The following is a 13,879-nucleotide window of genomic DNA, read 5'->3' on the forward strand; positions in this document are numbered from 1 at the left end:
GACGGCGCGGAGCCGGACGGTCCAGGGACACCCGGCACGGTCGAGGTCGTGCTGCCGGACGGGGTGCGCACGGTGCCCGCGCTGCGGCTGCCGACCGCGGACGCGGTGCCGGTGCTGCGATCGCTCACGGATCCGTCGGCGCGGTTCTGGGCGCTGGCCGCCCAAGCCGCGGAACGGCTCGCCGCGGCCGGATGGACCGGTCCGCTCGACCCGGACGAGGAAACGTGGCTGCGCCGCCTCGCCGACGCGATGCCGCCGCACGCGCACGCCACGCCGATCCCGGGCGCCCCGGAGCGGTTGCCGGAGCCGTATCCGTTGCTGATGCGGTTCCTCGGCGACGTCGCCGGCGTCCAGCCCGCGCTGCGCGTGTCGCTGCGGGTCGAGTCCGACGACCTGGCGGGCGGCCGTTTCCGCGCGGTCGTCCAGGTGCACGGCGGCACCGAGCCGCTGGTCGACGCCGAAGAGCTGTGGCGCACTGGCAGCCAGGAAGCGCGGCACGAGGTTCTGCTGACGCTGCGGCACGGAGCCGAGGTGTGGCCGGCGCTGGCCCCGCTGCTGTCGGCGGCGGTTCCGTCGTCGGTCGAACTGGGAGACCGCGAGATCGCCGAACTGCTCGCCGGCGCGCTCGACGCGGCGGACCTCGCGGTGCGTTGGCCCACCGAGCTGACCGGGCTGGCCGCGCGCGCAGTGGTCCGGCCGGGCGGCGAGCCGTCCGACGCGCGGTCGTTCTTCGGCGGCGACCGGGTGCTGCAGTTCGACTGGCAGCTCGCACTCGGCGACAGCGAGCTGAGCGTCGCGGAACTCGACGCGCTCGCCGAGGCCCAGCGCCCGGTCGTCCGGCTGCGGGACCGCTGGGTGCTGCTGGACGCCAAGACCGCCGACCGCGCCCGGGACCGCGTGCTGAAGCCGTTGACCGCGATCGAGGCGCTCGGCGTCGCGCTCACCGGACGCACCGAGGTCGACGGCGACCAGGTGGAGGTCCGCACCGACGGCTGGCTGGAGGAACTGCGCGCCCGGCTGTCGGCCGATCCCGAGCCGGCGCCACAGCCCGCCGGGCTGGCCGCGACCTTGCGCGACTATCAGCTGCGCGGCCTGCTGTGGCTCGACACCGTCACCGGACTGGGTCTCGGCGGTTGTCTCGCCGACGACATGGGGCTCGGCAAAACCGTCACGCTCATCGCGCTGCACCTGCGCCGCGACACCGGCCCGACGCTGGTCGTGTGCCCGGCTTCGCTGCTGGGCACGTGGGAAACCGAGATCCGCCGGTTCGCGCCCGGAACGCCGGTGCGGCGGTTCCACGGCGCCGCGCGGTCGCTCGACGATCTCGGCGGCGGCTTCGTCCTGACCACCTACGGCACGTTGCGCACCGATCCCGCGCCGCTGGCCGAGGTGAGCTGGGACCTGCTGGTCGCCGACGAGGCGCAGCACGTGAAGAACCACCGCTCCGACACGGCGAAAGCATTGCGGCTGCTGCGTTCGGCAGCGAAGGTAGCGCTCACCGGCACGCCGGTGGAGAACACGCTCACCGAACTGTGGGCGATCCTCGACTGGACCACGCCCGGGCTGCTCGGCCCGCTCGCCGAGTTCCGCCGGCGCTGGGGGAAACCGGTCGAATCCCGGGCCGACCCGGCGGTCGCCGAGCAGCTTTCCCGGCTGCTGCGGCCGTTCCTGCTGCGCCGCCGCAAGTCCGACCCGGGCATCGCGCCCGAACTGCCCGCCAAGACCGAGACCGACCGGCCGGTGCCGCTCACCCGCGAGCAGGCCGCGCTGTACGAGGCCACCGTGCGCGAGCTGATGGCCGACATCTCCGCGAGCGACGGCATGGCCCGCCGCGGCCGCGTGGTCAAGCTGCTCACCGCGCTCAAGCAGATCTGCAACCACCCCGCGCAATTCCTCGGCGAACCGGACGACAGCACGCTCGCCGGACGGTCCGGAAAACTCGAACTGCTCGACGAACTGCTCGACACGATCCTCGCCGAGGACGGCGCGGTGCTGGTGTTCACCCAGTACGTGGCGATGGCGCGGCTGCTCGAACGGCACCTGGCCGCGCGCGGCATTCCCTCGCGGCTGCTGCACGGCGGCACCCCGGTCGCCCGGCGCGAGGAACTCGTCCGCGGCTTCCAGAACGGCGACGTGCGGGTGTTCCTGCTGTCGCTCAAGGCCGCGGGCACCGGGCTCACCCTCACCCGCGCCGACCACGTCGTGCACTACGACCGGTGGTGGAACCCGGCGGTCGAGGACCAGGCGACCGACCGCGCGTACCGGATCGGCCAGACGCGGCCGGTGCAGGTCCACCGGCTGGTCGCCGAGGGCACGGTCGAGGACCGGATCGCGGTGATGCTGCGGGAGAAACGCGCGCTCGCCGACGCGGTGCTCGCTTCCGGCGAGGCCGCGTTCACCGAGCTCACCGACGCCGAACTGACCGAGCTCGTCACCCTCCGGAGGCAGCGATGACCGACCGGATCCGCGGATTCCCCGCGTTCCCCGCCCGGGCCGGCCGCGGTCCGTTCGCCCGCACCTGGTGGGGCCGCGCGTGGCTGCAGGCGATGGAGGACACCGCGCTCGACCTTCGGCAGCTGAAGAAAGGCCGGAGCTACGCCGCGGCGGGCCTCGTCGGTCCGATCACGGTCAGCCCGGGCCTGATCACCGCGACCACCGAGGATGCCGACGACGGCCCGTACCGCACCGGCGTGCACCTGGCCGAACTGTCCACAACGGACTGGGAACTGCTGCTCGACCGCGCCGCCGACCATTCCGGGCACCTCGCCGCGCTGCTCGACCGGCAGCTGCCGCCGGAGCTGGCCGAGGTCGTCCCGTTGCTGCCCGGCATCGGCGACCTCGACCCGGACTGCGACTGCCCGGGCTGGGAACTTCCGTGCCGGCACGCCGCCGCGCTGTCGTTCCAGGTCGCCTGGCTGCTCGACGCCGACCCCTTCCTCCTGCTGCTCGCCCGGGGCCGGACCGAGCAGGAGATCCTGGACGAACTCGGCCGCCGCACCGCCACCCGGGTCACCACCGGGGTGCTGGCCGCGGACGCGTATGCGCGGGAGGTACCGCCGTTGCCGGAACTCGCGGAGTTCACGCCACGCGTCCGCTGAACCGCGCGCACAGTCACCGCGACCGGCGGCGAGCGTCTGCCGTCGGTCACTCGATCCGGTGGACTCGCTGTCCGCAGCTGCCCGCCTGACCAGCGGAATCGGCGAACGCGGCGGCTCGCGGGCGATCATGCTTTCAGCAGGATTTCATCGGTTCTCCGTAGCTTTCCGAATGCGTTCAGTAACGTGCTGACCATTCGACGCGGAGGGGATCCGATGGGGAAGAAAGCCAGCAGGATCGCGCTGATCGGCGCGGTCGTCGCCACGCTCGGCGCGGGATTCGCCAGCGCGGCGCCGGCCCACGCCGACGACGCGCATTACTACATCCTGATCGGCGGCACCTGCGACGGGAAGGCGTCGGTCTACCGTCCGGAATGGCTGCGGGGCGGCATCGCGCGGGTCGTGGACTATCCGGCCGGCGCCGCCGGCGCGCCCAACTGCGACCAGACCCCGATGGACCAGAGCGTCGCGATCGGGCACGACCGCGGCCGCCAGGTCGTCCAGGACGCCTACCGCGAGAACCCGGACGCCGAGTTCACCGTCGTCGGCTACTCGCAGGGCGCGATCGTGGCGAACCTGGTGCTCAACGACATCGCCGACAACCAGCTCGGGGTGGACAAGGCGAAGTTCAGCGCGAAGCTGTTCGCCGACCCGATGCAGCCGCCCGGCCCGGCCGGGACCGGGATCAGCGCGACGCTCCCGCCGGGAGCGGGTCTGCCGTCGCCGTTCGGCGGGTACGTGTCGTTCGGCGCGGGCCGCCCGGGCTTCGACGGCGTCCGGTCCATCCGCTACTGCATCCAGACCGACGGCATCTGCGATTTCGACCCGATCCAGGCGGCCGGCGGCTACTTCGCCCAGCACTGGTGCTACCAATGGCCGCGCCCGACCGATCAGCGGTCGATCATGCAGGACACCATCGCCGACGGCGTGTACACCAACACGTCCGTGCGGCTGGGCAAGCAGGACTGCTGGGGCGGCCCGGTGCACCCCTGACCGATTCCCCGAGCGGGTTTCCCGGCACCCCCAGGGCAGCCGGGAAACCCGCTCGGCCCCGCTACGTCCTCATCGCTTCGCGCCGAACCAATGCAACAACCGCGACTCCAGCTCGTGCTGATCCTCGCCGGTCCAGACCACGTGCCCGTCCGGCCGCAGCAGCACGGCCGGCACGTCGAGGTCCTCGCTCACGTCCACGACGTGGTCGACCCGGTCCGCCCAGCCCTCCGCCGACAGCCGCCCGTTCTGGTCCAGCAGCAGCCCGCGGCCCTGGCGCGTCAGCTCGTAGAGCCGGCCTCGCTTGAGCGGCAGGTCCCGCATCCGCCGGCCGAGCAGCGGATGCCCGCCGCCGAAGTCGTAGCGGACGTCGAGCGCGAGCACCTTCTCCAGCAGCAGCCGGTTGACCTCCTCGAAGGCCATCAGCTCGGTCAGCAGCCGCCGCATCGCGCGCCCGTCCGGGTCGGGCGACATCACCACCGCCTGCGCGCGGACGTTGTCCAGCACGGCGTCCGCGACCGGGTGGCGTTCGGCCTCGTAGGTGTCCAGCAGGCCCTCCGGCGCCCAGCCGTTGACCTCGGCGGCGAGCTTCCAGCCGAGGTTGAACGCGTCCTGGAGCGCGAGGTTGAGCCCCTGCCCGCCCAGCGGCGGATGGACGTGCGCCGCGTCGCCCGAGAGCAGCACCCGGCCGACGCGGTAGTGCTCGGCCTGCCGGGTCGCGTCGCCGAACCGCGAGAGCCAGCGAGGGGAGTGGACGCCGAAATCGGTACCGGCGTACTCGCGCAGCTGCCGTTTGACCTCGTCGAGCGTCGGCGTCCGCGCCTCCCGGTCCTCGACCACCCCGGCCGCGGGCACGACCACGCGGAACAGCCCGTCGCGCAGCGGCCCGACCCCGAACCACAGCTGCGTCTTGCGGATTTCCGTCACCAGAGCGGAGATCTCGGCGGGATCCGCAGTCGCCTCCATCTCGCCCAGCAGCACCTCGCGCCGCGCGGGCTCGCCCGGGAACGCGACGCCGAGCGCCTTGCGCACCGTGCTCCGCCCGCCGTCGCACCCGACCAGATAGCGCGCCCGCAGTTCGCTGCCGTCGGCGAGCGAGACGCTGACCCCGTCGCCGACCTGGCTCAGCCCGACGACCTCGCAGCCGCGCCGGATCTCCGCGCCCGCCTTCACCGCGTGCTCGGCCAGCAGCCGGTCGGTGCTCGGCTGCGGAAGCCCCAGCACGTACGGGTGCGACGTGTCCAGCCGCTCCGGCGCCGGCCGCGCGATCCCCGCGAAGAAACCCCCGACCGGATGCGTCGAACCCTCGGCGAGAAACGGCTCCAGCATCCCCCGCTGGTCCAGGATCTCCATGCTGCGCGAGTGCATCCCGAGCGCACGCACGTACGTCGGCGGTTCCGCCTCCTTTTCCAGCACGACCACGCGCACCCCGTGCAGCCGCAGCTCCGCGGCCAGCATCATGCCCGCCGGCCCGGCCCCCACCACGATCACGTCCGCCATGAAGTTCCCGTCCCCCGTACCGGAGCCGTTTCCGCCCGCGGTCTTTCCGCAGGCAGCGGCTCCGGCGGACGATTGTGGAGCACCACCCGGCCCTTGCCGCAAGCCCCGGGGTGCGCTATACGTTGAAGTGGGCAGGGAGAACTCCCTACCCACTTCCGTCCCCAGTGGACTCTCCTCAGCCCTCCTTGCGGGCCGTCAGATACGCCTGCCGCGTCGCCTCGTAACTCGGGCCGGGCTCGCGCACCAGCCGCGCGTCCACCACGAAACCGGCGTCGGCGAGCACCTGCGCGACGAAGTCCGGATCGAGCCGGTAGGCGTCGGCCGCGATGTCGTGGCCGTAAGCGTTTTCGATGCGGCGGCGTTCGTTGTCGCCCACCTGGAACGCGGTCAGCAACCAGCCGCCTGGCCGCAGGACCCGCGCGAGTTCCTTGGCCAGCACCGGAAGCTCCTCCGGCGGCGTGTGGATCAGCGAGTACCACGCGAGCGCCCCGGCGAGCGAGCCGTCCGCGAGGTCGAGCGCGGCCAGCGAGCCGACCTCGAAGCGCAGGTCCGGATGCGTCCGGCGGGCGACCTCGATCATCGCGGGGGACAGGTCGACGCCGAACACGTCCAGCCCGAGCGACTTGAGGTACCCGGTCAGCCGCCCCGGGCCGCAGCCCAGGTCGCCGACCGGCCCTTCGCCGACGAGTTCGGCGAAGGCGGTGAGCACCGCGCGGTCCCAGGTCGCGTCCTGAAGGAAGTCCTTCAGCATCTCGGCGTAATTCTCGGCAACAATGTCGTACGCGGTCCGCGTCTCGGCTAGGTAAACAGGTTCGGTCACGGGCAGGGACAGTAGCCCCCGCCACCCCATCCGGTCCGGCGAAACACGCGGACTAGACGCGGGCGCGGGCGATGATCGCGGAAGTGTCGGTTCCAGCGGGCAAAGTACCGAAAGCCACGCCCCAGTCGCCGCCGAACCGCGTGCCGCAGAACGCGTCCGCCACCGCGCGCGGCGCGTGCCGCACGAGCAGCGAACCCTGCAGCACCAACGCCATCGACTCCACGACCCGGCGCGCCCGGAACTCCAGATCGTCCACATCGGACAGATCCTTCTTGAGCCGGTCGACCGCGTCGTCGAGGCGAGCGTCCCCGCCCGCGGCGAGTTCCACCTCGGCGAAGAACGCCGCGACCGACTCCGGCTGCCGCCCCATCGCGCGCAACGCGTCGAGCGCGGCGACGTTGCCCGAGCCCTCCCAGATCGACATCAGCGGCGCTTCCCGGTACAGCCGCGGCATGCCCGATTCCTCGACATACCCGTTGCCGCCGAAGCATTCCAGCGCCTCGGCCGCGTGCATCGGAGCCCGCTTGCACACCCAGTACTTGGTCACTGCGAGCCCGAGGCGGCGGAAAGCCTGCTCCTGCTCGTCGTCGCGCCGGTCGCCCGCGGCCGCCAGCCGCATCGACGCCGCCACCGCCGCTTCCGCCTCGAGCACCAGGTCCGCCAGCACGTTCGCCATCAGCGGCTGGTCCACGAGCGCCTTGCCGAACGCGTGCCGGTGCGTCGCGTGGTGCACCGCGCGGACCGCGCCCAGCCGCATCCCCGACGCACTGCCGAGCGCGCAGTCGAGCCGGGTGTTGTTGACCATCTCGATGATCGTGCGGACCCCGCGGCCCTCCTCGCCGACGAGCCAGCCCACCGCGTCGTCGTACTCGATCTCCGACGACGCGTTCGACCGGTTGCCGAGCTTGTCCTTCAAGCGCTGCAACCGGATCGGGTTCCGGCTGCCGTCCGGGAGCACGCGGGGGAGCAGGAAACAGGACAGCCCGCCCGGGGCCTGCGCGAGCGTGAGGAACAGGTCCGACATCGGCGCGCTGGTGAACCACTTGTGCCCGACCAGCCGGTAGCTTCCGTCGCCCGCGGGCCGCGCCGCGGTCGTGTTGGCGCGCACGTCCGAACCGCCCTGCTTCTCGGTCATCGACATGCCCGCGATCAGCCCGCGTTTCGTGCCCGGCTCGCGCAACCCGAAGTCGTACTCGGTCGAGGCGAGCAGCGGCTCGTACCTCTCCGCCAGTTCGGGGTTCGCGCGCAACGCCGGAACCGCCGCGTACGTCATGGAAATCGGGCAAGTGTGCCCGGCCTCGGACTGGCTCCACACATAGAACTTCGCCGCCCGCGCCGCGTGCGCCCCCGGCCGCTCGTCCCGCCACGGCGCGGCCTGCAGCCCGTGCGACACCGCGACGTTCATCAAGTCGTGCCAATGCGGATGGAACTCGACCTCGTCGATCCGGTGCCCGTACCGATCGTGCGTGCGCAGCACCGGCTCGTTCTCGTTGACCAGCCGGCTCCACTCCTGCACCCGCTCGCTGCCGGCCAGCCGCCCCAGCTCGTGCAGCTCGTCGACGACCCACGACGCCTCGGTGCGCCCGACCGCCTCGGCCAGCGCCGGATCGGCCGCGACGTCGTGCTCCAGCGGCGGAACCTGATTGAAGACCTCATGCGTTGCGGGCATCCGAACCTCCCAGTGACCGCACGACGAACGTGCTCAACTCGCCGACCTCCGCCGACCCGCCGCTGGTCAGCGGGCCGATCAACACCTCAGCCGCGGCCCCGACCAGCGCCGCCGCGCTCACCGCCGCGTCCTGCGCGGGCAACACCCCGGCCCGCACCCCTTCGGCGACGTGCTCGGCCACGACATCCCGGAACACCCGCCGGAACTCGAGCCGCTCCGCGTCGATCACCGCGTCCACCGGCTCGGCCAGCAAGGCATACGCCAGCCGCGGCGACTTCAACGCCCGCGCCGCGAACGTCTCGAACACCGCCACGACTCGCGCCACCGGATCCGCCGGCCCGCCCGCGGCCGACCGCACCGCCTCCACCTCGCGCGACACGACCTGCCGGAAAACCCGGACGACCAGATCGGCCTTGGTGGGGAAGTGCCGGTACACCGTGCCGACCGCGACCCCCGCCCGCTCGGCGACGGCGGCGACCGAACAGCCGGAGTACCCGTGCTCGGCCAGCTGCTGGACAGTGGCGTCCAGGATGCTCTCCCGGAGCGCGTCGAGGCGCTCCTGGACTTTGGGCGTTCTGCGGTAGGCCACGGGAAGAAGTGAACCATCGATTCATAACTTGAGTCAACGGTGGCGCGACAACGAAGGTTCCGCCGCCACCCAGCAAGCACTAGCCGGCTACCTCGACGACAACGGGCTGCCCGACGCCGCACTCCGCGCCTGCCAGTTCGTCATGCTGCTCACCGCCGACACCACGGACCTGATCCTCGGAACTCTGCGCCGATCCTGACCCGGCTGGCTTATTCGCTTGCCGCGCCGCCTCCCTCGCCGGAACCATTCGGACATGCGCTTCTCGATCAACATCCCGAACTTCGGCGACTTCGCCGATGCCCGGACCGTGGCGAGAGTGGCGGCAGCGGCCGAACAAGAAGGCTGGGACGCGCTGTTCCTCTGGGACCACGTGGTCCACGACAAGGAAATCCGCCGCGGCAAGCCGTTCGGCGATCCCTGGATGCTGCTGACCGCGGCGGCGCTCGCGACCTCCACGCTCAAGATCGGCACGCTGGTCACCGCCGTGCCGCGCCGCCGTCCCGAGCACCTCGCCCGGCAGGTCGCCACCCTCGACGCCCTCAGCGGCGGGAGGGTCATCTTCGGCGCGGGCCTCGGCGGACCGATCGAAGACGAGTTCGGCAGCTTCGGCGAACCCACCGACCCGGTCGTCCTGGCCGAGCACCTCGACGAAAGCCTCGGCCTGCTCGACCGGTACTGGTCCGGAAACCTCGTCGACCACGACGGCAAGCACTACCAAGTCCGCGACGTCACCCTCCGGCCCGCCACCGTCCAGCAACCGCGTCCGCCGGTCTGGCTGGCCGCCGTGTGGCCGAACCGCAAACCGGTCCGCCGCGCCGCACGCTGGGACGGCGTCGCCCCGCTGTTCAAGAACGCCACGCATGGCGTCGCCCCGGCCCCCGAAGACGTCCGTGATGTCGTGTCCTACGCCCGAAAACACGGTGCGGGGGAGAAGTTCGACTTCGTCGTCGGCGGCCGCAGCCCAGGCGACCCGGCCCGAGCCCGCGACGTCATCGCCCCGCTGGCCGAAGCCGGCGCGACCTGGTGGGACGAACGTCAGCTCATCACCACCAGCGACCTCGACCGCCTCGAACCCACCCTCCGCCGGATCAGCCAAGGCCCGCCCAGCGGACTGGACTAGATCTCGACGACCAGCCCGGCGGCTCGTGTGCACCAACCACTCGCTCAACGCCGCGACCACCGATATCCCGCACCGCGGATGCCGTCCGGGAGGGGAGTGGCGGGCGCAGAATCGTCCTCCCATTCTGCCGCCGGAAGCTTGACCTAGTCCGCGCTCCAGCACATACGTTCGCCGCCATGACCACAACGCTCATCACCGGTGCCACCAAGGGCCTCGGCTACGAAACCGCCCGCCGCTTGGTCGCCGCCGGACACACCGTCTACCTCGGCGCCCGCGACACGGCCCGGGGCGAACGAGCCGCCGCGGAACTCGGCGCACGAACTGTCCAGCTTGACGTCACCGACGAGGCATCGGTCCTCGCCGCCGCGAAAACAGTCGAGGCCGAAGGGGGACTGGACGTCCTCGTCAACAACGCGGGCATCGCGATCGAACTGAAGAGCGATGGGGAACCGGTCGGTGCAGGGGAGACCACTGCCGACCTGATGCGGGAAACGTTCGATACCAACGTCTTCGGCGTCGTGCGGGTGCTGCACGCCTTTCTGCCGCTCCTGCAACGATCGTCCGCGCCTGTGGTGGTCAACGTCAGCAGCGCACTGGGATCGCTCGGCCGGATGAGCGACCGGGCAACGCATCAGTATGCATACCGCGGGATGGCGTATCCGGCGTCGAAGGCCGCGGTGAACATGGTGACCGTGCAGTACGCGAAGACATTTCCCGGAATCCGGATCAACGCCGTCGAACCTGGCTACACCCGCACGGACATCAACCGACGCCAAGGCGGCCAGACAGTCGAACAGGGCGCGGAGATCATCGTGCGGATGGCCCAGATCGGACCCGACGGGCCGACCGGCACCTACACGGACATCAACGGCCCGCTGGTGTGGTGAGACTGGGACAGCTGACATGAACGGCTGGCCAGATGCCGTCCACAACCACCAGATCAGATCGGGCTAACGGGTGAGCGGACCTCCGGACACTTCCAGCCGTCTACTTGACATAATGTACATTATCGGCGTTTTACTGACCTGCTGATCTGCGGGTTGAGGAGAGGCCGCCAAGGGCTCGTCACGCACTTACCGCACGTGTTTCCGCCTTGCGTCAACGTGAGACTCCGGCGCGCTCCGGACTCGGTCGGCGGCGTCTCGCGGCGCGGCCGCCGCCGAGGTCTCCAGTCGAGTCCTGTGGTGGTCCCTTCGGAGAGGGCCGTCCGGGATCCCCGATGGAACCACAGTCCCAGCCGTGCTTAATTCGTCACCGTGACGAATTAAGCACGGCTGGCTGGACGTTGAGGTTGGAGTGCAACAACATTCTCGAACGCGCCGAGACCGACTCGGACAGCTCGAAGATCCACTTGGCCCTACGAACGCGTCGCTGACATGATCCAGCATCAGGTCAGCTCAGCGCACGGGAGCAGGTCTCAACAGGGACTTCGCGTGTCGCGCGAGGAGCTTCCACGCTCGAGTTGGCGGATCGGAAAGCGCTGTCCCCCAAAGGGGATTCCGGCCTTCCGTGCCCATGTTTCATGCATAATCGCTATTATGCATCATATATCAGACGGCGGCGAGCGTCGAAATTGTCGGTGCTGTGCGGTACAAGATCACTATGCTCGTTTCCGAGGCACAGCAAGCGTTCTTCGCGGCACGGCGGCCGCGCAAGGACTCGCCGCACACCACCGCCGCTTATCGGCGCGACCTCGCCGGGATCACCGCTCTCCTGCTGGCGGAGCTGGGGCGCGACGAGGTGCACGTCGAAGAGCTGACCGGGCCGGTGCTGCGGGCCGCCTTCGGCGCGTTTGCCGACAACCACGCGAAAAGCTCCGTCTTGCGGGCTTGGTCGACGTGGAACCAGTTCCTCACCTTCTGCGTGTCGGACGGACTGCTCCCGGGCAATCCGATGGGAGCCGTCGCGCGGCCCAAGACTCCCCCGTTGACGCCGAAACCCTTGCGGGGCGAGGAAACTCCCGAGCAACTGCTCACCGCGGCAGCCGAGGGTGCCCGGCGGGCGCGGGATCCGTGGCCGGAGCGGGATGTGCTGGTGCTGGCGCTCGGTCTGGTCGCGGGCTTGCGGGCAGCGGAAATGCGCGCGCTCACCCCGCGATCGGTGGTCGGGCGGGACGGTGAACTGCGGCTGCACGTCCACGGCAAGGGCAGCCGCGACCGGTCGATTCCGGTGCAGCCCGCGATGGCGAAGCTGATCGAGGACTACCAGGCGTCGTGCCGCCGGCGCTTTCCCCGGCAGCGGTTCCCGGCGAGCGAACCGCTGCTGCGCGACCGGGCGGGCAACCCGATCGGCCGCGGTGCGCTGGAGTACCTGGTGAAGTCGTGCTACCGGTGGGCGGGCTTGCACGACCGGGTGCCGACGGGCGCGAATCTGCACGCTCTGCGGCACACCTTCGCCACGCGGCTGGCCGAGGACGGTGCCACGGCGTCGGAGATCATGTCCCTGCTCGGCCACGCGAGCCTGGCGACGAGCCAGAACTACATCGAAGCGACCGGCCGGGAGCAGCGAGCCGCCGCGGCGAGCAACCGGACCTATCGGGCACTGAACGGATTGGCCCGGGAAGACGAGTCCCGAACGGACGCCACGCGGGAGGCCGATGTGATTGCATGAACGCGTGACTGACGAACTCCCGCGCGTCGTGCGCGCCAGCCGTGAGATCGAGGCTCCCGCGGAGCGGATTTTCGAACTGATCGCCGACCCGGCGCAGCAGCCCGGCTGGGACGGCAACGACAACCTGGCGGAGGCCGCGCCGGGCCAGCGCGTCCACGCGGTCGGCGACGTGTTCTCCACGACGCTGACGAACGGCTGGGTCCGGGAGAACCGCATCGTCGAGTTCGAGGAGGCGCGCCGGGTGGCGTGGCGTCCGGCGGAACCGGGCAAGCAGCCTCCGGGCCATCTGTGGCGGTGGGAGCTGAACCCGCTCGGCGCGAACCGCACCGAGGTCACGCACACCTACGACTGGTCGCAACTGGATCCCGACGACACGATGCGAAACGAGCGCGCCCGGTCGATGACCGCGGACAAGTTGGCGGCGTCGCTGGAGAACCTGGCGAAGGCGGCGGAGCTTCCGCAGTCCTAGGCCCGGGTTCGCGCGCCGTCGGGGCGCTGGCCCGTCATCAGCGAGTCGCGCGGATGCTCCCCCGGACGCGCCGCCGAGTTGCCACGTCAAGGGAGGCCGGACGGCTAGTTCAGCCTCTCCCCTGCGCCGAACGCAACGGGCTTGTCGGTGCCGGAGCAACCCTCTCGGAGTTGTTTCGATCGGGGGTATCGGTGTGCGCGGAAGGCGGCGAGCCACGCGAAAGCAGGCACGCTGCGCGGTTCCGGCGGACGATTACGGGCTGACCAGCTCCCGGTAGCGTTCGACGCCCGGCTCGGCGACCAAGCCGAGCCAGTCGAGCTTTGCCTGCGCTTCTGCCTCGCCGAGATCAGCGGGCACGATGCGGTCGTGGATCACGTGCCCGACGCGATCCCTGCTCGGCCGCGGGGCGGGCACGTTCGAGGACCGGCAGCCGGATGGTGAGGCCGAATTCGCCGCGGTTGTCGGTTTCGCCATGGAGCACCATCTGCCGCATCGCGCGGCGGAAGTCGTCGTCGGAGACGAGGCAAGTTCTCGGCACGCGTCGCTTGCGCGGAGGCTGGGTCGTCGGGCAACCGCAGCGGCATATCTCGCAAGAACTCGGCGATGCCCCTCAGCGAAGCTGTTCGAGGTCCTTCGCCGCCGAGGCGATCTCCTCCGCGAGTTGCCGCAGCTCTCCTGCCGACGCGCCGTCCTGGGCGGCGGTCACGATGTCTTCCGCGGCGCAGCGCAGCTGGAAGAGGCGGTCCTGCAGGGCGGCGATCTCGGTGTCCGACAGCACGACCGCGTCCTCGGGCAGGCCGCTGCGCTGCAGGGCGGTCCGGCGTTCGTAGGCGCGCTGGCGGCAAGACTGTCCGCAGTAGCGGCGGCGGCGTCCGACGTTGCCCGCTTCGGGCAGGCGGCGTCCGCACCAGCCGCAGTGTTTCGGGGCGTTCGTGCGGCGGGGCACGACGCGTTCGTCGCCGGTCAGAGCGTGTTCGGCCAGTTCCCTCACCTGCCGGACTCTAGCTGTCCATCACG

General features: G+C 70.9%; 14 protein-coding genes. 8 read left to right on the top strand and 6 right to left on the bottom strand.

Annotated elements, in window-relative coordinates; translation table 11 throughout:
* The first annotated feature begins 63 nt into the window (after window positions 1-63).
* The 3 genes from L942_RS13170 to L942_RS13180 all read left to right on the top strand — a co-directional run bounded on the left by L942_RS13170 (window position 64) and on the right by L942_RS13180 (window position 4,088).
* Window positions 64-2,454, top strand: coding sequence for a DEAD/DEAH box helicase (locus L942_RS13170; protein WP_440201317.1), 2,391 nt, complete (start codon window positions 64-66; stop codon window positions 2,452-2,454).
* The gene (locus tag L942_RS13175; protein WP_037359584.1) at window positions 2,451-3,098 is read left to right on the top strand and encodes an SWIM zinc finger family protein; all 648 of its coding nucleotides are present in this window, start codon (window positions 2,451-2,453) and stop codon (window positions 3,096-3,098) included. Before L942_RS13170 ends, L942_RS13175 begins: the two co-directional genes overlap by 4 nt.
* Window positions 3,099-3,311: 213 nt before the next feature.
* Window positions 3,312-4,088, top strand: a complete 777-nt coding sequence (locus tag L942_RS13180) for a PE-PPE domain-containing protein (protein ID WP_037359587.1) — start codon at window positions 3,312-3,314, stop codon at window positions 4,086-4,088.
* A 69-nt stretch (window positions 4,089-4,157) separates the two neighbouring features.
* Here L942_RS13180 and rox read toward each other — a convergent pair whose 3' ends face one another.
* The 4 genes from rox to L942_RS13200 all read right to left on the bottom strand — a co-directional run bounded on the left by rox (window position 4,158) and on the right by L942_RS13200 (window position 8,663).
* Window positions 4,158-5,585 (bottom strand): rifampin monooxygenase, encoded by a 1,428-nt coding sequence (gene rox, locus L942_RS13185; protein WP_037359590.1) that lies wholly within the window; start codon window positions 5,583-5,585, stop codon window positions 4,158-4,160.
* Window positions 5,586-5,760: 175 nt separating this feature from the next.
* Window positions 5,761-6,435: a class I SAM-dependent methyltransferase gene (locus L942_RS13190; RefSeq protein WP_037359593.1), complete on the bottom strand. Its 675-nt coding sequence runs from the start codon at window positions 6,433-6,435 to the stop codon at window positions 5,761-5,763.
* Between the two features lie 22 nt (window positions 6,436-6,457).
* Window positions 6,458-8,074: an acyl-CoA dehydrogenase family protein gene (locus L942_RS13195; protein WP_037359597.1), complete on the bottom strand. Its 1,617-nt coding sequence runs from the start codon at window positions 8,072-8,074 to the stop codon at window positions 6,458-6,460.
* Window positions 8,058-8,663, bottom strand: coding sequence for a TetR/AcrR family transcriptional regulator (locus L942_RS13200; protein ID WP_037359599.1), 606 nt, complete (start codon window positions 8,661-8,663; stop codon window positions 8,058-8,060). Before L942_RS13200 ends, L942_RS13195 begins: the two co-directional genes overlap by 17 nt.
* 28 nt (window positions 8,664-8,691) lie before the next feature.
* Between L942_RS13200 and L942_RS44255 the strand changes: the two genes are divergently transcribed.
* From L942_RS44255 to L942_RS13220, 5 genes are all read left to right on the top strand, one after another.
* Window positions 8,692-8,862, top strand: coding sequence for a hypothetical protein (locus L942_RS44255; RefSeq protein WP_158684454.1), 171 nt, complete (start codon window positions 8,692-8,694; stop codon window positions 8,860-8,862).
* A 54-nt stretch (window positions 8,863-8,916) separates the two neighbouring features.
* Window positions 8,917-9,783 carry an LLM class flavin-dependent oxidoreductase gene (locus tag L942_RS13205; protein WP_037359602.1) on the top strand — a complete coding sequence of 289 codons (867 nt, stop codon included), beginning with the start codon at window positions 8,917-8,919 and terminating at the stop codon, window positions 9,781-9,783.
* Window positions 9,784-9,959: 176 nt separating this feature from the next.
* The gene (locus L942_RS13210; RefSeq protein WP_037359605.1) at window positions 9,960-10,670 is read left to right on the top strand and encodes an SDR family NAD(P)-dependent oxidoreductase; all 711 of its coding nucleotides are present in this window, start codon (window positions 9,960-9,962) and stop codon (window positions 10,668-10,670) included.
* Between the two features lie 697 nt (window positions 10,671-11,367).
* Window positions 11,368-12,393, top strand: a complete 1,026-nt coding sequence (locus tag L942_RS13215; RefSeq protein ID WP_037359608.1) for a tyrosine-type recombinase/integrase — start codon at window positions 11,368-11,370, stop codon at window positions 12,391-12,393.
* A gap of 4 nt (window positions 12,394-12,397) precedes the next feature.
* On the top strand, window positions 12,398-12,862 hold the full coding sequence (locus tag L942_RS13220) for an SRPBCC family protein (protein WP_037359611.1): 465 nt from the start codon (window positions 12,398-12,400) through the stop codon (window positions 12,860-12,862).
* 252 nt (window positions 12,863-13,114) lie between these two features.
* Here the strand turns inward: L942_RS13220 and L942_RS44260 are convergent, their stop codons facing one another.
* Together L942_RS44260 and L942_RS13225 are read right to left on the bottom strand one after the other, a co-directional pair.
* Complete coding sequence (locus L942_RS44260; RefSeq protein WP_158684455.1) at window positions 13,115-13,336, bottom strand: hypothetical protein; 222 nt, start codon at window positions 13,334-13,336, stop codon at window positions 13,115-13,117.
* Between the two features lie 136 nt (window positions 13,337-13,472).
* Window positions 13,473-13,853: a hypothetical protein gene (locus L942_RS13225; protein ID WP_051165915.1), complete on the bottom strand. Its 381-nt coding sequence runs from the start codon at window positions 13,851-13,853 to the stop codon at window positions 13,473-13,475.
* Between the last annotated feature and the right edge of the window lie 26 nt (window positions 13,854-13,879).

The sequence above is a fragment of the Amycolatopsis orientalis DSM 43388 genome (assembly GCF_000411975.1).
GTDB classification, from domain to species: Bacteria; Actinomycetota; Actinomycetes; order Mycobacteriales; family Pseudonocardiaceae; genus Amycolatopsis; species Amycolatopsis orientalis_D.

Excerpts from the sequence above, each read along its gene's own strand:
- L942_RS13175 (WP_037359584.1), top strand. The coding sequence starts at position 2,451 with ATGACCGACCGGATCCGCGGATTCCCCGCGTTCCCCGCCCGGGCCGGC.
- L942_RS13180 (WP_037359587.1), top strand. The coding sequence starts at position 3,312 with ATGGGGAAGAAAGCCAGCAGGATCGCGCTGATCGGCGCGGTCGTCGCC.
- rox (WP_037359590.1), bottom strand. The coding sequence starts at position 5,585 with ATGGCGGACGTGATCGTGGTGGGGGCCGGGCCGGCGGGCATGATGCTG.
- L942_RS13190 (WP_037359593.1), bottom strand. The coding sequence starts at position 6,435 with ATGGGGTGGCGGGGGCTACTGTCCCTGCCCGTGACCGAACCTGTTTAC.
- L942_RS13195 (WP_037359597.1), bottom strand. The coding sequence starts at position 8,074 with ATGCCCGCAACGCATGAGGTCTTCAATCAGGTTCCGCCGCTGGAGCAC.
- L942_RS13205 (WP_037359602.1), top strand. The coding sequence starts at position 8,917 with ATGCGCTTCTCGATCAACATCCCGAACTTCGGCGACTTCGCCGATGCC.
- L942_RS13210 (WP_037359605.1), top strand. The coding sequence starts at position 9,960 with ATGACCACAACGCTCATCACCGGTGCCACCAAGGGCCTCGGCTACGAA.
- L942_RS44260 (WP_158684455.1), bottom strand. The coding sequence starts at position 13,336 with ATGGCGAAACCGACAACCGCGGCGAATTCGGCCTCACCATCCGGCTGC.